Origin of the sequence: Pantoea sp. ACRSB, assembly GCF_022346905.1 — a bacterium.
GTDB lineage: Bacteria > Pseudomonadota > Gammaproteobacteria > Enterobacterales > Enterobacteriaceae > Pantoea > Pantoea piersonii.
This window is the reverse complement of sequence record NZ_JAKRNL010000002.1, coordinates 206,611-221,720: the sequence shown is the minus strand read 5'-3', so window position 1 is coordinate 221,720 and position 15,110 is coordinate 206,611. Positions and strand designations below refer to the sequence as shown.

At 55.5% G+C, this 15,110-nt stretch carries 20 protein-coding genes; 2 read left to right on the top strand and 18 right to left on the bottom strand.

Annotated features, from left to right (window positions below):
* Nucleotides 1-62: 62 nt before the first annotated feature.
* The 6 genes from MHZ89_RS07320 to fliF are packed head-to-tail and all read right to left on the bottom strand — an operon-like array spanning nt 63 to nt 6,554.
* Entirely contained in the window at nt 63-1,346 is a 1,284-nt protein-coding gene (locus MHZ89_RS07320; RefSeq protein WP_311782459.1) for a flagellar hook-length control protein FliK, read from the bottom strand.
* Nucleotides 1,343-1,786: a flagellar export protein FliJ gene (gene fliJ, locus MHZ89_RS07315; protein ID WP_120453581.1), complete on the bottom strand. Its 444-nt coding sequence runs from the start codon at nt 1,784-1,786 to the stop codon at nt 1,343-1,345. The genes MHZ89_RS07320 and fliJ overlap by 4 nt, the downstream gene beginning before the upstream one ends.
* 26 nt (nt 1,787-1,812) lie before the next feature.
* The gene (gene fliI, locus MHZ89_RS07310) at nt 1,813-3,165 is read right to left on the bottom strand and encodes a flagellar protein export ATPase FliI (protein ID WP_311782458.1); all 1,353 of its coding nucleotides are present in this window, start codon (nt 3,163-3,165) and stop codon (nt 1,813-1,815) included.
* Entirely contained in the window at nt 3,165-3,857 is a 693-nt protein-coding gene (gene fliH / locus MHZ89_RS07305; protein ID WP_311782457.1) for a flagellar assembly protein FliH, read from the bottom strand. Before fliH ends, fliI begins: the two co-directional genes overlap by 1 nt.
* Nucleotides 3,850-4,842, bottom strand: a complete 993-nt coding sequence (fliG, locus tag MHZ89_RS07300; RefSeq protein ID WP_311782456.1) for a flagellar motor switch protein FliG — start codon at nt 4,840-4,842, stop codon at nt 3,850-3,852. Before fliG ends, fliH begins: the two co-directional genes overlap by 8 nt.
* Entirely contained in the window at nt 4,839-6,554 is a 1,716-nt protein-coding gene (fliF, locus tag MHZ89_RS07295) for a flagellar basal-body MS-ring/collar protein FliF (protein WP_311782455.1), read from the bottom strand. The genes fliG and fliF overlap by 4 nt, the downstream gene beginning before the upstream one ends.
* 234 nt (nt 6,555-6,788) lie before the next feature.
* On the opposite strand from fliF, the gene fliE reads away from it, so the two are divergent.
* Nucleotides 6,789-7,100 carry a flagellar hook-basal body complex protein FliE gene (fliE, locus tag MHZ89_RS07290; protein WP_120453591.1) on the top strand — a complete coding sequence of 104 codons (312 nt, stop codon included), beginning with the start codon at nt 6,789-6,791 and terminating at the stop codon, nt 7,098-7,100.
* Between the two features lie 31 nt (nt 7,101-7,131).
* On the opposite strand, the gene MHZ89_RS07285 is transcribed toward fliE, so the two are convergent.
* The 12 genes from MHZ89_RS07285 to MHZ89_RS07230 form a co-directional block, all read right to left on the bottom strand.
* Complete coding sequence (locus tag MHZ89_RS07285; RefSeq protein WP_311782454.1) at nt 7,132-8,412, bottom strand: Arm DNA-binding domain-containing protein; 1,281 nt, start codon at nt 8,410-8,412, stop codon at nt 7,132-7,134.
* Between the two features lie 31 nt (nt 8,413-8,443).
* Entirely contained in the window at nt 8,444-8,692 is a 249-nt protein-coding gene (locus tag MHZ89_RS07280) for an excisionase family protein (RefSeq protein WP_239314180.1), read from the bottom strand.
* Nucleotides 8,693-8,791: 99 nt separating this feature from the next.
* Nucleotides 8,792-9,358, bottom strand: coding sequence for a phage N-6-adenine-methyltransferase (locus tag MHZ89_RS07275; RefSeq protein ID WP_311783008.1), 567 nt, complete (start codon nt 9,356-9,358; stop codon nt 8,792-8,794).
* A 2-nt stretch (nt 9,359-9,360) separates the two neighbouring features.
* Nucleotides 9,361-9,585: a hypothetical protein gene (locus MHZ89_RS07270; protein ID WP_311782453.1), complete on the bottom strand. Its 225-nt coding sequence runs from the start codon at nt 9,583-9,585 to the stop codon at nt 9,361-9,363.
* Entirely contained in the window at nt 9,582-9,815 is a 234-nt protein-coding gene (locus MHZ89_RS07265) for a DUF4060 family protein (RefSeq protein WP_311782452.1), read from the bottom strand. Before MHZ89_RS07265 ends, MHZ89_RS07270 begins: the two co-directional genes overlap by 4 nt.
* A gap of 54 nt (nt 9,816-9,869) precedes the next feature.
* Nucleotides 9,870-10,502: a hypothetical protein gene (locus MHZ89_RS07260; RefSeq protein ID WP_311782451.1), complete on the bottom strand. Its 633-nt coding sequence runs from the start codon at nt 10,500-10,502 to the stop codon at nt 9,870-9,872.
* Entirely contained in the window at nt 10,499-10,738 is a 240-nt protein-coding gene (locus tag MHZ89_RS07255) for a DNA polymerase III subunit theta (RefSeq protein ID WP_311782450.1), read from the bottom strand. Before MHZ89_RS07255 ends, MHZ89_RS07260 begins: the two co-directional genes overlap by 4 nt.
* 438 nt (nt 10,739-11,176) lie before the next feature.
* Nucleotides 11,177-11,596, bottom strand: a complete 420-nt coding sequence (locus MHZ89_RS07250) for a hypothetical protein (protein ID WP_311782449.1) — start codon at nt 11,594-11,596, stop codon at nt 11,177-11,179.
* Between the two features lie 407 nt (nt 11,597-12,003).
* Nucleotides 12,004-12,903, bottom strand: a complete 900-nt coding sequence (locus MHZ89_RS07245) for a RecT family recombinase (RefSeq protein WP_311782448.1) — start codon at nt 12,901-12,903, stop codon at nt 12,004-12,006.
* Nucleotides 12,900-13,718: a PD-(D/E)XK nuclease-like domain-containing protein gene (locus tag MHZ89_RS07240; protein WP_311782447.1), complete on the bottom strand. Its 819-nt coding sequence runs from the start codon at nt 13,716-13,718 to the stop codon at nt 12,900-12,902. Before MHZ89_RS07240 ends, MHZ89_RS07245 begins: the two co-directional genes overlap by 4 nt.
* On the bottom strand, nt 13,718-14,029 hold the full coding sequence (locus MHZ89_RS07235; RefSeq protein ID WP_311782446.1) for a hypothetical protein: 312 nt from the start codon (nt 14,027-14,029) through the stop codon (nt 13,718-13,720). The genes MHZ89_RS07240 and MHZ89_RS07235 overlap by 1 nt, the downstream gene beginning before the upstream one ends.
* A gap of 106 nt (nt 14,030-14,135) precedes the next feature.
* A complete protein-coding gene (locus tag MHZ89_RS07230; protein ID WP_311782445.1) occupies nt 14,136-14,273 on the bottom strand; it encodes a protease FtsH-inhibitory lysogeny factor CIII in 138 nt (45 codons plus the stop codon).
* 295 nt (nt 14,274-14,568) lie between these two features.
* On the opposite strand from MHZ89_RS07230, the gene MHZ89_RS07225 reads away from it, so the two are divergent.
* Complete coding sequence (locus MHZ89_RS07225; RefSeq protein ID WP_311782444.1) at nt 14,569-15,093, top strand: hypothetical protein; 525 nt, start codon at nt 14,569-14,571, stop codon at nt 15,091-15,093.
* Nucleotides 15,094-15,110: the final 17 nt, after the last annotated feature.

The following is a 15,110-nucleotide window of genomic DNA, read 5'->3' as shown; positions in this document are numbered from 1 at the left end:
TTAAGTCAAACAATGGGAAGAAAAGACGCGGGTTTTACGCTTACCTTCAGCGTTTGTCGCTGTCAGGCAAAAGTATCGACAGCGCCGGTGCCGAGGATGCGCGCCTGTAAGGCGGCGGGAACGGCGATCGGCGTTATCTCGCTATCGTCATCCTGGGAGAGAGAGAAGGTGCCGTGTTGTCCGTCGCGGCGTGCCTCCTGTTGTTGTTGCTGGAAGCCCTGGCTCTGCGCGAAGCTGTCACTGCTTACCTGACTCTGTCCCAGGTTAATGCCGTTTTCCGCCAGCGCGGTACGCAGCTGCGGAAGGGCGGCTTCCAGCGCGGCCCTGACGTGGCTGTGGCTGGAGGCCATATTGATCTGCGCCTGGTCGTTATCCAGCTTTAAACTAATCTGGATCGCGCCAAGGTCTGCCGGATGCAGTCGCAGCTCGGCGTTTTGCTGGCCGTTGCGGCTGAACATCACGATTTGCTGGCTCAGCGCCTGCTGCCATTCGTCGCTGCCCAGCTGAGCGTTAAGCATCGGCGTCGATGGCGTATCGGTCGTGGCCGACGCGGTCTGCGTCATCAGCGGCGCGGTACTGCTGCTGAGCGGCGCGCTGGTCAGCGCGGTGCTGTCCGTTTGCGTCAGCGAGGCGCCTTTCTCATCCTGCTTGCTGAAGCTGCTCAATACCTGCTGAAAGCTGCTGTCCAGCGTGAGCGGCGCGGTGCTGGTCGCCGCGGTGCTCGCTGTCGCGCCTGACGTCGCCGTCAGGGCTGCCTGGCTGGCTTTCGCCTCGGCGTGTGCAGGTGTCGAAGCCTGCTGCGGCTGGCTTTGCGTCAGCGAACTGCTTAATGCCTGGCTCAGCGTAGAGAGCACCTTGTCAGAGACCGCGCTGCGGCGCGTTTCGCTGCCGGATGCCGCCGTCGCAGCCGTCGCAGTTGCCGCGACAGATGCGCTGCTCTGCGCAACAGGCGACACCGGCAGCATGGCGAACAGCGCCTGCATGGTTTGCGCATCGCTGCTGGTTAAGGTTTCTGCGCTCGCCTTATCCTTATCATCGGCGGATTTGGTGGCGGCTTTAATATTTTCCGGCGTCAATAGCGCGTCCAGACTGCCGGGTTTGTCAAAAGCGGTCAGCAGCGCGTTGAGCTGCTCCTTCGGCGCGGAAGCGTCCTGGCTTTCCTCTGCGCTTTCAGCAGATTGCGTCGCATTTCCCTGCTGTTTCGCCAGCGTCAGCAGGCGATTGCCCAGTTCAGTCAGAAAGTCCTGCGGCAGCGATTTGGCGCTGTGCAAAATGTCTGCAGAATCTGAACTGTTCAGGTCACCTTTTGCGCTGGCGGTGGTGACAATGTTTGGCAGCGTAATCATTCGCCTTTCCTCAATGCGGCCCGTTGGGCGTATTCATCCATCCGTTTCTGATCGAGACGGTTTTCTACTCGTAGTGCGTTGTCCGCCGCGCGGCTGATTAACGTCTGATAGGCGTTAAGGCGCTGCTGCTTTTCACGCCAGCTGGTTAGCGCCTGCTCCAGCCGCTGATTCCAGTGATTGAGCTGGGCGCGGTGCTGCTCAATCGCTTTTTCCAGCGTCTGAATAAACTGGTGATAGTTGGTCCAGCGGTTTGTGGCGATGCCGCCCGACATATCGTTGTTCAGTTTGTTGCGGTACTCATCCTGGTAGTCGAGCAGCATGTTCAGCTGCTCGTCCGCCTGGCGCACGCCGCGGCGCATATCACCGAGGTGGATCACGGCTTTCTCCAGATCCTGCTCGGCTAAATCACGCAGCGTGTCGATAGCACTGGCGCTTTTCATCGCTCACTCCTCGCGTTACGCCGCCGTTAGCCGAACAGCGCATGCAGATGCAGGCAGGCATCGTCGTAGTGGCTGCGTTCAAAAATGCCCTGTTGCAAAAAGGCTTCCATCTGCGGATAGAGGCGGATCGCCTTATCCAGCATCGGATCGCTGCCCGCGGCGTAGGCGCCAACGCTGACCAGGTCGCGGTTGCGCTGGAAGCTGGAAAGCAGCTGTTTAAACTGGCGCACCCGCGCATAGTGATCCTCATCGATCAGCGCGGTCATGGCGCGGCTGATGGAGGCCTCAATATCAATCGCCGGATAGTGACCCGCTTCGGCCAGCCGACGCGACAGCACGATATGGCCGTCAAGAATGGCGCGCGCCGAGTCGGCGATAGGATCCTGCTGATCGTCGCCTTCCGTCAGTACGGTATAGAAGGCGGTAATCGAGCCACCGCCGTGGGTGCCGTTGCCGGCGCGCTCGACCAGCGCAGGCAGTTTGGCGAACACCGAAGGCGGATAGCCTTTGGTGGCGGGCGGCTCGCCGATGGCCAGCGCAATTTCACGCTGCGCCATGGCGTAGCGCGTCAGGGAGTCCATGATCAGCAGCACATGCTGGCCGCGATCGCGGAAATCTTCTGCAATACGCGTGGCATAGGCGGCCCCCTGCATACGCAGCAGCGGCGAAACGTCGGCGGGCGCGGCGATAACGACCGAACGCGCCCGGCCTTCAGCGCCGAGAATATTTTCAATAAAGTCTTTTACTTCGCGGCCGCGCTCGCCAATCAGTCCTACCACGATGACATCGGCCTGGGTGTAGCGCGCCATCATGCCGAGCAGCACGCTTTTGCCGACGCCGGAACCCGCGAACAGGCCCATACGCTGACCGCGCCCGACGGTGAGCAGGGCGTTGATGGCGCGTACGCCGGTATCCAGCACGTCGGTAATCGGCGTGCGCTGTAACGGGTTGAAGGGCGGGGTGATCAGCGGCGCGCGGTAACCGGTATCAGGCGACGGCAGACCGTCGAGCGGCTTGCCGCTGCCGTCAAGCACGCGACCCAGCAGCTGCGGGCCGAGCAGCAGCTGTTTGCCGCTGTGTCCGCTGTCGCGCGCATAGACGCGCGCGCCGGGCAGAATGCCGTCAACCTCTTCCAGCGGCATCAGAAAAAGTTTCTGGCCGTTGAAGCCCACCACTTCGCTTTCGACTTCGGTCAGGGTTTTACCGTCGTTGCGCTCGATAACGCAGGTCGCGCCGAGGGGCAGCTGCAGGCCGGTTGCCTCCAGCACCAGACCGGTAGCGCGCGTCAGGCGGCCATAGCGGCGCACCGGCTGCACCTGCGCGATGCGGGTTTCAAAGGCGTCAAGCGCGCCCAGCCAGCGTGACAGTCGTGAGGTCATTAAAACTCTCCTGGCGCGGCGAGGCGACACAGCTCCTGCCAGCGCGTCGCCACGCTGGCGTCGAGATCGCCATCTTCGGCGCTCAGCTTGCAGCCGCCGGGATGCAGCGTACCGTCGGCCAGCAGACGCCAGCCGTGTAGATCCAGCGTCGGGCCAAGCGTCTGCTCAACGCGTTGCAGATCGTCGGGATGAACGCGCAGCTGCGGTTTGCCGCTGAACATTGGCTCCTGCTGCAGCAGCTGCTGGATTTGACGCAGCAGGGCGCTGCCGTCCACCGTGGTCGCCTGACCGATCACCTGACGTGCGGCTTCAAGCGCCAGCTGCATCAGGCGCGAAGCGATCACGCTGTCGAGCGCCTCCAGCGAATGCTGGAACTCGGTAACCAGCTGCTGCATACGCGCCTGAAGCGGCGCCTGCTGCTGCTGCGCGTCGGCCAGCCCCTGCTGGAAACCAGCATCGTAGCCCGCTTTCTGGCCTTCGGCGAAGCCCTGCTGATAACCTTCGTTATAACCCTGCGCCTGCGATTCTTTGCGCGCCTGCTGCTGCATGCGCTCGAACTGCTGCTGCTGTTCGTCGACTTCCGACTCAAACATCTCCGGCTCCGGCAGGATCTCCGGTTCCGGTTCGTTGCTGCGGCCTAAATCATCAGGCTGCCAGAGCTGCCATGGGCGAGCGGAGAAGGCATCAGACATAGGTTTCCTCGCCGCCGCCAATTACCATCTCGCCCGATTCCGCCAGACGACGGACGATAAGCAGGATGGCTTTCTGTTCGTTTTCCACCGCCGACATACGTACCGGTCCGCGGTTGGCAAGGTCGTCGCGCAGGATATCTGCGGCGCGCGCCGACATATTTTTGAGGAACTTCTCGCGCAGCGGCTGCTCCGATCCTTTCAATGCGACCAGCAGCTGCTCGGACTCCACTTCCTGCAGCAGACGCTGGATGCTGCGGTCGTCCACTTCCACCAGGTTCTCGAACAGGAACATTTCGTCGATAATTTTCTGCGCCAGTTCGCCGTCGAAGTCGCGGACTGCTTCGATAACCGCTTCTTCCTGCTGCGTTTTCATCAGGTTGATGATTTCCGCTGCGGTTCTCACGCCGCCCATCTTGGCGCGCTTGAGGTTGGTGCCGTCCAGCAGGTTGTTGAGCACTTCGGTCAGCTCCGCCAGCGCCGCTGGCTGTACGCCGCCAAAGGTGGCGATACGCAGCATAACGTCGTGACGCAGACGTTCGTCGAACAGCGCCAGAATATCCGCCGCCTGGCCACGCTTGAGGTGTACCAGGATGGTGGCGATGATCTGCGGATGCTCGTCGCGGATAAGATCGGCGGCGGCCTGCGGCTCCATAAAGTTGAGCGTCTCCATGCCGCTGGTGGTCTCGCGGGATTCGAGAATATCCTCCAGCAGGCTGGCAGCGCGCTCTTCGCCCAGCGCTTTGGTCAGCACCGAACGCAGGTACTCGTTGGAGTTGAGGCTGAGCGCCGCAAACTGTTCGGCGTCGGTCTCGAACTCACGCAGGATTTCAGTGAGCTGCTTGTGCGACACCTGGCGCATATTCGCCATCGCGCCGCTCAGATGCTGCACTTCACGCTGGTTAAGGTGCTTGAACACCTCGGCGGCGCGCTCTTCGCCGATGGTCATCATCAGGATGGCGCTTTTTTCAGTTCCGGTCAGACTCATAGTTCTTTACTCATCCATTCGCGGATAACCAGCGCGACGACGCGCGGATCGTTCTCGGACATATCGCGGATGCGCTGGCTCATCACCTCGGCGCTCATGCGGTTGTTAGACTTACGCTCAATATCCTGCTCATCTTTACTGAGCTGTACGCTGTAGGCTTCTTCCTGTTGCTCGTTGGCGGCGCGCTGAGCGGCAGCCTCCATGGCGGCTTTTTCCGCTTCGCGTTTACGCATCAGCTGCGGACGCACCATTTTGCGGTAGAGGATGAAGGCGACCAGCGCGATAAGCAGCCATTTGCCGATGTTCATCATCTGATCGAAGAAGCTCTGCTGCTGCCAGAAAGGCAGGTCGCCGCTGCTTGGATCGGTTGCGGTGAACTCGGAGTTAACCACGTTGACGCTGTCGCCGCGCGGCTGCGAGTAACCCATCGCTTCGCGGGTCAGATCTTCTACCTGCTTCAGCTGCTGTTCGTTAAGGGCGATCGCCTTGCCTTTGTCGTCGGTGCGATAGTTCACCACTACCGCGACCGAGAGGCGCTGCACGTCGCCGACGTTCATTTTGGTATGGCGGATAGTGCGGTCCAGCTCGTAGTTCACCGTATCGTCACGGCGCGAGTTGGTCGGCACGCTGCTGTTTGCCGTACTGGTGCTGCTGCCGTTACTGGCGTTGTTCTGCTGGCCGTTTTGGCCGTTTTGACCATTCTGCCCGTTAGGCGCGTTAACCGGCGCGGTGTTGGCTGGCGCTGGCTGGTTAGAGAGGGCACCCGGCACGCCGCCCGGATAAGGGCTGCCACTCTGGTCGCTGGTGCTGGTCTGGCGCGAACGGATCGCGGCGCTGCTCGGATTACCGTTGGGCTGATACTTCTCGTCGGTCTGCTCGCTCTTGTCGAAGTTAAGCTGCGCCGTTACCTGCGCGTGTACGTTGCCCTGGCCCAGAATCGGGTTCAGGATCGCTTCAATGCGCTGCTGGTAGCGTGCTTCCACTTCGGCGGTGTATTTAAGCTGCGCGTCGTTGAGATCGCGGCCTTCGCTGTCGGAACGCGTCAGCAGACGTCCGGTCTGATCGACCACGGTGACGTTGCCCGGCGGCAGGCCCGCCACGCTGCTGGAGACCATATGCACGATGGCCTGGATTTGGCCTTCATCCAGCGCGCGGCCCGGCTGCAGGTTCAGGGTTACCGAGGCGGAAGGGGATTTCTGCTCGCGCACGAACAGCGTCGGCTTCGGCATCGCCAGATGCACACGCGCGGTTTTCACCGGCCCTAGCGTTTCGATGGTGCGTGCCAGCTCGCCTTCCAGCGCGCGCTGGTAGTTCACCTGCTCGCTGAACTGGCTGATGCCGAACTTCTCCTGATCGAGCAGTTCAAAGCCCACAGAGCCGCCTTTCGGCAGACCCTGCTGCGCCAGACGCAGGCGCAGCTCGTGCACCTTTTCCGCCGGCACCATCAGCGCGCCGCCATTGTCGGCGAAGCGATAGGGGATGTTCATCTGCGTAAGCTGAGTAACAATCGCGCCGCCATCTTCATCAGAGAGATTGTTGTACAGCACACGGTAGTCGGGCGCTTTCGCCCACAGCACCAGCGCCATCACGATGGCGATCGCGGCGGCGGCGGCAACGATTAAGGGGATACGCGGATTAGCGCGCAGGCGAGCGATAAGGTCACTGAAGCCTTTTTTTGCTGAATCCTGTGTAGCGGCTGCACTCGCATTCATGACCGATTCCTGCCTGACATAATTGACCGGGTTTGTTGTGGTGACAAAACAGACTCCCTGACACTGCGTAAAAGAAACTCCACTTCAATGCATGGCATTATTTTCTTTATCGCAAAATTCGATGGGCGAAAAAGCCGGGTTTTTTGCGGTTATTTAGCGCCTTTGTCTCATTGACAATGTGCTAACTTTTTGAGCGTAGAAAAATCTAACCCTTTCGCTTAATGAGGTAACTGCATGTCCATTCAGGCAATTGACGGCGTTTTACAGCAGCTTCAGCTGACTTCGCTGCAGGCCAGTAACAAAAGCAGCGATGCGACGCAGCCGGTCGACTTCGCCGCCACGATGAAAGCGGCGCTGGATAAGATCAGCGACACCCAGAACACCGCTCGCGCTCATGCGCAGGATTTTGAAATGGGTAAACCCGGCATCGCGCTAAACGATGTGATGGTGGATATGCAGAAGTCCTCTATCTCAATGCAGATGGGCATTCAGGTCAGGAATAAGCTGGTGGCGGCTTATACTGATATTATGAATATGCAGGTCTAAGCGCGTAAAAGGCTGAAACTACTAAAAATTACTATACGGCCACTTTAGCGAAGCACGTATGTAGCACAAGATCGTTCATTTTCGTGTTGATGAGGGAAAGCTGATCCGTATTGTTCTCTGACATCCAGGCGCCATAAACCCGATACACCATCTGCGCATCCGAGTGACCCATTTGCGCGGCGACGTAGTTCGGGTTTGCGCCTGCCGACAATGCCCAGCATGCGAAAGTGTGCCTGGACTGATATGCCTTACGGTGGCGAAGACCTGCACGCCTTAGCGCACCGTTCCATATTTGCCCAAGTGAATCCGTTGAATAGTAAGCGCCTGACCTGCCGTTTACTGCATCGAGGCTGGCGTTGAATACGAATGTTTTCTGATCATCTATCCTTTCGCCATGCTCCCTGGTATGAAAGGTGAAGGGAGTCTGAGGAAACATTCTTGTCAGCTCGCGCTGATTGCGGAGAACTTCAGCTGCTGCATCAATCAGACAAATGACCCTGTTGCCTGCCTCGGTCTTAGGTGGGGTGAACAGGCCTTGCGGCGTCAGATTGCGCGTGACGGTAATGGTCTTCGCTTCAAAGTCTATATCCTCCCAGGCCAAAGCGCAGATTTCACCGTGACGTAATCCTGTGAGGATTGCCAGCGACCACATATTGGCATTCTGCCGGGTAGAGCATCCGGCGATGAGCCGTGTAAACTCTTCTCGTGTGATCGGGTCCGGTCGCTTGTTGGATTTTCTAAGAGGCTTGATGCCCGTCATCGGGTTCGCTTCTATATACCCGTTGCCGTGCGCAAAGGAGAAGATGGCTTTCAGATCCGCCATGCTGGAGTTTACCGTAGCGGCCGTCCTGCCTTTCTTCTCTATATTCATTTTCCTGCCGGTAAAGTAGCTTCCGTTCAGCAGCTCGATACGCAGGTTAAGCAGATCCTTCTGCATTATTGACCTTATGTCCCGGCTGTTCCCGATATTGTCGAGCGTGACCCTTACCCGCCGTTCTGTCGTCACATAAGAGCTATGCGCCCAGTCCGGCTTCTTGAGCTTCAGCCATAAGTCAGCGACATCTCTTATGGCGACCGGTTTTGATGCGCTTACCTCATTTTTAAAAAGAGGTGAGTCTGGGAACTGGCTGCGGTAATCAAACGTCCCTGTCTTGATGCGATACACGATATTGCTGCGTAATTCGCCAGCCATCTTCCTGTTTTTTGCCGTGTCGGGCACCCCGAGCGCCTCCCACCGTCTTTGCCCCTCATACATGAACCAGATCCGAAGGTGGTTCTTGTTAGGGGCCACGCCTGTTGGATATCCAGACATTTTTCTGTCTCCTGTTGAAAGGGATCTGCATTTAAGCAGATTTGCGCCGTGGAATCGCCGCCGGCTGATTCTCAATCCACTTCTCAACAGCCTTCCAGTCGTAGAAGCACATGCTGTTATCCATCGGCATGCCATCCGGCGAAATGTGTTTATACTCGCGCCCCTCCATCCAGCTCTTTTCCCTGGCGGTTTTGATCGTGTTTTTCTTCAGGCCGGTGATAGCCATGAGAACGGATTCTGAAACCCATTTGCTGGGAGCCAGCTGAATTACGTTTTCCATATCTACTCCTTTGGCGGCCATAGCCAGGCCAGCACGATACAAATAAAAAGGGCCAGATTAGTGATAATCCAGCCCATGTCGGCTTCTTTATAGTGACTGTCATGCGGCGCGCTCGTCGGCTGGCTCCCAATCGGACAATACCTTTCTTCCGATCGCCATCAGGGTGTCGCGCGAGATATACCCGGTTATGCCAAAATCTGAGGTGAACGGGTTCCAGATCAGCAGCATCGATCCCTTGTTGTTGCCGTTGACTGGCTTGCCGGTATCAGCGCGAATAAACGAGAGGCGGCCGTCGATAATGAAACGCACCTCGGTGCATGAACCGCGCGCCAGGCTAAACCAGCCGACAGACGTATCGGCGGGAACAAGCATCACGGTGCCGATCCCTTTACGGCATTCCTCCGCGGCTTTCGTCACCCATGGCGTGATGTCGCTGTAGGGTGGATTGCACCAGGCAAACCCGATCGGCAATTGCCCGGCCCAGTCCTGCGCCAGCGCATCATCCTGTTCGGTGAAGTAAACCGGCAGCAGGTGGTTTTGCGCGCTGGCGGCCACGTCAGCTACAAAGCAGAAATCACGGTTCAGCGCAGCGAAAATCTCCGGTGGCGTCTGCCAGCTGTCACGGTGTTCGGGTGGGGTGGTGCTACCGCCATAGTCATTATCGATATTCACTGACGTGTCTCCTTATCTACCTGCCGCACATAGAAGGACAGCCAGCGCTTTGCTGGAAATGTGCCTGGCGGGAGGCATTGAACGGTTTTGGCATGTTTGTCGAGAAGGATGGTTATGATGCGGTCGTGCTCAGATCGCGGCTTTCCTTTAGTCGCGAGCAATATGTCGGCGCGGCATTTGCGTGCCACCGAACGAAGTGCATTTTCTGCTTCAGGGCTCATGCGAACTCCGGTAAACGAGAAAGGTTGCGTGTACCAGTAATCACGGTCGCGGCCATGGTTGTGCGGCGGGTTATTACTTCAACCTGATAGAGTTTGCCGCGATAGGCGATGGAATAGGTGATGTGATGATGTTTGTTGCCCTCGCCATACCTGGCTTTATGCGCTTCCAGTGCCTTATTGGTGATTACGATGTGGGCTGGCTCCGTGTCACCATGGATGCGTTCTTTCATGAATTTTTGGCAATAAAAAACCTCGCCTGAGCGAGGTTGTCGTTACAATCATCTTTATTTTATTCGTGGAGGATTATTCATTAACCACTTAAGGGCATCTTCTAGGTGAAACAAAAAACTCAAAAAACCTACTACTGAAATAAAAGTAGCTAAGGCTAGAATGAATTTTTTTGATTGCACATAGGAAGTTTCTCCCTTCTTTACGACCTTCCATTCTGTGCTTAGTATGCAAGAAGTTTGGTAATAAATTTCTTTTGATAATCTTTCAGATTCATTTAACTCTTTGTTTTTTAGTAGCTTATCCAGAAGGCTGTCAACTTCGTTTTCATGTATGCTTCTTCTGCTTGGGTCAGAGTTTAAGCGCAGCTTTATTTTTCCAATATATCTTTCAATCTCCCCTTTGGACTGGCTTTCAATCTCCATAAGCAACTTAGACCTTTCAGTAAAGTTTCTGATTGAAATTTCATCAGTTAAGTAGTGGTGATTAATCGAGAGCTGAATTGAATAATGCTTTTCATTATCAATCCACCTTTTGTAAGCCTCAATTAAATAAGAAACCTCTTCACGGAACTCATTGATCCATGCTTGTCTGAATTCTGAAACCTTATTTTCTTTGGTGATTATCATTCCTATGAAAGCTATAAATCCCGCGATCATAGCTGCGATTATTGGGCCCCATGGATTCATTTTTCCTCCTTGTGGTAAACCGGGTCAGTGCCGCGCGGGTACTGCAGCGCAACGTTTCTGTAATGCTGTAACCGCTCCCGGAAATATTCCCTGAGCGCTTCCGGCTGCTGCAATTCGACTTCCATCGGGATAACCGGCTTGTTCATGCGCTCCTTGTATGCGACTCCTGACGCGTCTAAATCCACGTTGATCCTGTCGCGTTCTTCTCTGCTGCGTGCTGCTAAGTTGTAGCTCAATGTATCACCCCTCCAGCATTGTTATGAGCATCAATAGCTGAAAGCATCTCTGTTGCATGAGCTCTGTCAAACCACTCAAACGTTGTGCATAGATAATGAATCCAGTAATTAAGCCCGGGCGGTCCGTTCACTTCGCACAGCTCAAGACAGATGTTCCCCTGACTTTTAAATTTGACGAGTCCGTCAGTTATTTCAACTAGTTGCGAGCGTGGAGTGTACATAAAAACCTCATGTTGTGGGCCTAATTCAAAAGTGCACAACATTCACAATTTGGTCAACAGATAATTATATTTTCTTAAGCTAAAGCACCATAAATGAGCAGTTGGCTCTCCTTATCTCTTACCCCTTATGCCGATGTCAGGCTCAATGCCGCGGCGAAAATAGTTAGATAACAGGCAACAAAAAACCGCCCGAAGGCGGCTTATAATATTAATCAGATCAATCATCGTAACCGGCAACCTGACGCAGCGTCCGCTTAGGCGAATCGCCAGGTCGGCGGGGATGGTTTTCATGATTGCTGCTTCGGATGGATGCAACAACCTGCAGAGTTAAGCGTAGGGTTTCCGCTTTTTCAATCGAAAGAGGACCAAGCTCACCTTTTTCAATCATGTTGCTGATATCTTTCAGCATATCCTCTGCATAACTGAGGTAATCGTCTTCTTCGATGACCTTCTGGTGGAAAACTTCATCCAGGTTAGTTAGGTTTTCGTTCAGCAAGTCTATCTCTGAAGTGAGGCGGGTATTTTCTTCATACAGCTCTTCATACGCTGCCTGGTTTTGTACTGCCTGATCAGCCATTTCCTTCAGCTGGTTTACGCTATCGATAGCCTGTTGTGCTAATTGAGTTGTATCAGCCATATTTGATTCCTTTTATAGAAATTGCCAAATTGATTTCTACTGACCTGCAACACTTAAAATCATTTAGTGTCAGCAGGTTATGAGCTTGCCTTACATAGACACATTACGCTCTAACAAAGATAATTAACAGCTAAATACTGTTTTTATGTACAGTATTCTTGTGTCATAAATTTGGCTTAGTGCCGGTGATAACTTTGCTTCGCTCTTCCAGAAAACGTATACGGCTGCGGCTGGCCCGCTGGCGTACAGATTCGTATGAGCGGTTAAGCTTCCGGGCTATAACTTTGGGTGGGGTGGTTGCTGCAAGCTCTTTCAGTTGCTGTAACTCGTCTACTGTCCAGCGACGGCCGAGGCTGATTTGGTTACCCCGGCGCTTATAGTCAGATGTTTGCATACTCTTCCCAGATTCAGACTGCCGCCTCGTCCAGCTCAGCTTTGCGCAGCAGGTAAACATCAGTGGCTTTTTCGAGCGTGTCAGCCTCGTTCGCCAGCATGCGTGCCGCGTATTTGTAGCAGCGGTCCAGACCGGCAACGTTTTCCGCTTCAGCTGCAGCAGTGGTGAAATCGGCAAGCAGCTCGTCCGGCGTGCGCGCTGGCGCACTGGTGTTCGTCGCCGGGTTAATTTCGCGCTCGGGCTGCTGCGTTTCGGGCTTGCTGTTGATCAGGTTGTTCAGGTCTGCCCGGCTGCGCGCCGGGGTGACGTCGCGTTCCGCGCGCTGCTCCGGTTCGAACTCATCCGGGGTGTAAACGCCGAGAATCACGTCAGGGCAGTAGAGGCGCGCCCAGTATTTGACGGCCAGATAAGCCAGTTGCTGCTGCGGCGCCGTCTTCCATAGCGGGGAGTTACGCGTGGTGACGTACTCCATAAATAGCGGTTCGCCCCAGGTAATTTCCGTTTCGCCGCGCAGCACTGCGCCGACGCGAACAAACAGACCGCGCTCGTTGGCCGCATTCGCTGCACCAGGCTTGAATTTCCCCCAGTCACCGCCGTATTCGTATTTAAAACGCCCCTGAACGGCTGTTGAGCTGGTGATGACTGCGTTAACCAGTTGCGCCTCATAACCCAGCGTTCCGTTAACGAGATGCGTTTTTTGCGCCACCGCATATGGATTCATTCCCCACTGGGCCGCCTGTAACGCAATTGCCAGGCAATCAGCAGGTTTCCCTGCCAGGTGGGCTGGCACTGTTGCACGACCTTCAGCCATGACGTTGGCGAAAGCCTGTAACTTTTGCAGGCCGCTCGGGCTGAAGATTGCCGCTTTGGTGTCGGCCTCGTTGACCGGCGCGTGCGTAATTTCGTTGCTCATGCGTAATCCTTCCTTTTGGCCCAGTCCGGGCGCGTGATTTCTTCAATGCCGCCCCAGTTACCGGTCAGCATGCATTCGTGATAGGTGGTCAGGTCGCGGCGGAACAGGTCGTAGCCCACGGCAACATCGTCCTCCTGCAGCTGAAAAGTGCGCACCGGATACCGGCCGCAGTCGATCGACTCGCTGACGGCGATGAACACGAAAAGCGGGTACTCGCCGAAGTGCTTACTGAAGCCCTCGCGGTAGTAGGCGTCCTGAACGTGATAGCGGAACTCTTCAACGTGGCGGGCAAAGCGGGTCATATCCGCTACTTTCTTCACGTCGACAATGACGGGCTGGCCGGACAGGAACTTGTCTGGCCTGATCCGGCAAAGCTTGCCGGTTTGCTCGTCATTCCAGTAGATTGATGCTTCCTGATGGCCTTCAGCTTCCAGCAGCCAGCGTGCAGCCGGATGGGCGAGGGCGCTGGTGCGCATAAGCTTCAGCTTGCGGCCTTCCTCGGCGTCCATCACCGTCATGCCCAGCCCGGCGCAGTCCTTCAGAAAGGCTTTCTCGTTCGCCTTTCCCTCGTTGGTGCGCCGGTTAAATTCAGGCGCCACGATGAATCGGTTGTCGAATTCTTCGGGTTCCAGCAGCAGGCAGTGCAGGGCAGTTCCCATATCCAGCGCGGCTTTTTTCTCTTCGTCCTCGGGCGCTTCTTTGCGCCACTGGAAGATGGCCGGGTTGATCGCGATGTCGTCCAGCTGCGATTTGCTGATGCCGGGGCCGCGGTGGTAGTCCTCGTTGCTGATGTCGTAATAGATGCCAGGTTCCATCAGGCGGCCTCCATATTCCCGTGTCGCTGACAGTAAATCCCGATCGCCATTTCCCGCTTAGCCACTTTCACCAGCGCATCACGCAGGAAATGTTCTGCGGCTTCATACTGCTCGTCGTCTTCGTCAACCAGCTCGACAGCCGGGTAATCGAAATGCTTCGGCAGGAATGAGCACAGCGCGGTCATCAGCGGGTTAATCTTGTGCTGGTCCATCATCGCGTCGACTTCATCACCGATGCGCTCTAAATCGATCTCAGAGAGGTTTTTCATGATCTCTTCGACTTCCTGTTTGGCTCGCCATGAAAGTTTCACTGGTGCGCTCTCCGTAACAGCAGCATTGCCATAGCCCACTTGGCGCTATCGCCGAACAGATGGGCCTCTCGTGAAAGCTCCTGCGCTTTCTGGAAGTAGCGAATCTTCATGGCTGGCCTCTTTGATTCAGGGTGTCGATAACAGAGCGCAGCCCGGCGCGCAGGCGGCGGATCAGGCGATCAAGCTGGGATTCATGAAAGTAAGCGGCGCCCACGACGGCACCGCCCGCGATGGCATAGTTCATCGTGGGGTCCTTAATTCGATTAAGTGAGTTAAAAAAATGGCCCCTGCATTCCTGCAGGAGCCAAAAGCGCAAATCTCTCGTAACGTCATTACGCGTCTGGTGCGAATGCACCGTCATGACCTGTCGCAACAGGCCATTGCGGTGTCACTGCTGTGAATAATGGGCGTAAAAAAAGCCGCTTATGCGGCTTCTGGCGACTGCTTTTAACCACATCAGGCGAGGTGGTTCTCGCTATACCCCTATAGTGAGAAATCGGATAAAATCAATTCACCCCTACAGTTTGAGAGTGACTGATATGCCAGAAGAAAAAGGACTGGTTCGGCGTATTACTGAAGCTGCCACCAGTGCTGGCGGTGCGCTGAAAGGTGCTGTTGATTTAGCGAAAGAAGTTAATGCATTGCAGGTGGATTACAACGTTAAAAGCAAAACTATTGACCTGCTTGATAAGCTTATTGATGCTCGTACCGGGCAATACGCATTAACGGAGCTTCTGGGCGAAGCTAAGCAGCGCATCGTTGAGCTCGAATCCCTTCTGGAAAAGAAACAGAATTGGGATAATGAGAAGCTGAACTATGAAATGTATCACCCGATTACTAACACGGTGGTCTATGCACTGAAGCCGACGGACGATCCGGAGTTCAAGCCTCATTATCTTTGTACTACATGCTATGAGTCGGGAGAGAAGTCCATTCTTCAGTATGATACTTCCAGCATTGCTTATAAAACTCTCAAGTGCCATAGATGCTCGGCTGAATATAAATTTCCTAAAAATACAGAGGTCAGTGGAGCAATCCCAGCGCCGTTGCGCCCCGCCAAATGATTATATGGTGATACTGA

Bases quoted from the DNA above. Each gene is read 5' to 3' on its own strand.
- MHZ89_RS07320 (WP_311782459.1), bottom strand. From the start codon at position 1,346: ATGATTACGCTGCCAAACATTGTCACCACCGCCAGCGCAAAAGGTGAC.
- fliJ (WP_120453581.1), bottom strand. From the start codon at position 1,786: ATGAAAAGCGCCAGTGCTATCGACACGCTGCGTGATTTAGCCGAGCAG.
- fliI (WP_311782458.1), bottom strand. From the start codon at position 3,165: ATGACCTCACGACTGTCACGCTGGCTGGGCGCGCTTGACGCCTTTGAA.
- fliH (WP_311782457.1), bottom strand. From the start codon at position 3,857: ATGTCTGATGCCTTCTCCGCTCGCCCATGGCAGCTCTGGCAGCCTGAT.
- fliG (WP_311782456.1), bottom strand. From the start codon at position 4,842: ATGAGTCTGACCGGAACTGAAAAAAGCGCCATCCTGATGATGACCATC.
- fliF (WP_311782455.1), bottom strand. From the start codon at position 6,554: ATGAATGCGAGTGCAGCCGCTACACAGGATTCAGCAAAAAAAGGCTTC.
- fliE (WP_120453591.1), top strand. From the start codon at position 6,789: ATGTCCATTCAGGCAATTGACGGCGTTTTACAGCAGCTTCAGCTGACT.
- MHZ89_RS07285 (WP_311782454.1), bottom strand. From the start codon at position 8,412: ATGTCTGGATATCCAACAGGCGTGGCCCCTAACAAGAACCACCTTCGG.
- MHZ89_RS07280 (WP_239314180.1), bottom strand. From the start codon at position 8,692: ATGGAAAACGTAATTCAGCTGGCTCCCAGCAAATGGGTTTCAGAATCC.
- MHZ89_RS07270 (WP_311782453.1), bottom strand. From the start codon at position 9,585: ATGAGCCCTGAAGCAGAAAATGCACTTCGTTCGGTGGCACGCAAATGC.
- MHZ89_RS07265 (WP_311782452.1), bottom strand. From the start codon at position 9,815: ATGAAAGAACGCATCCATGGTGACACGGAGCCAGCCCACATCGTAATC.
- MHZ89_RS07260 (WP_311782451.1), bottom strand. From the start codon at position 10,502: ATGAATCCATGGGGCCCAATAATCGCAGCTATGATCGCGGGATTTATA.
- MHZ89_RS07250 (WP_311782449.1), bottom strand. From the start codon at position 11,596: ATGGCTGATACAACTCAATTAGCACAACAGGCTATCGATAGCGTAAAC.
- MHZ89_RS07245 (WP_311782448.1), bottom strand. From the start codon at position 12,903: ATGAGCAACGAAATTACGCACGCGCCGGTCAACGAGGCCGACACCAAA.
- MHZ89_RS07240 (WP_311782447.1), bottom strand. From the start codon at position 13,718: ATGGAACCTGGCATCTATTACGACATCAGCAACGAGGACTACCACCGC.
- MHZ89_RS07230 (WP_311782445.1), bottom strand. From the start codon at position 14,273: ATGAACTATGCCATCGCGGGCGGTGCCGTCGTGGGCGCCGCTTACTTT.
- MHZ89_RS07225 (WP_311782444.1), top strand. From the start codon at position 14,569: ATGCCAGAAGAAAAAGGACTGGTTCGGCGTATTACTGAAGCTGCCACC.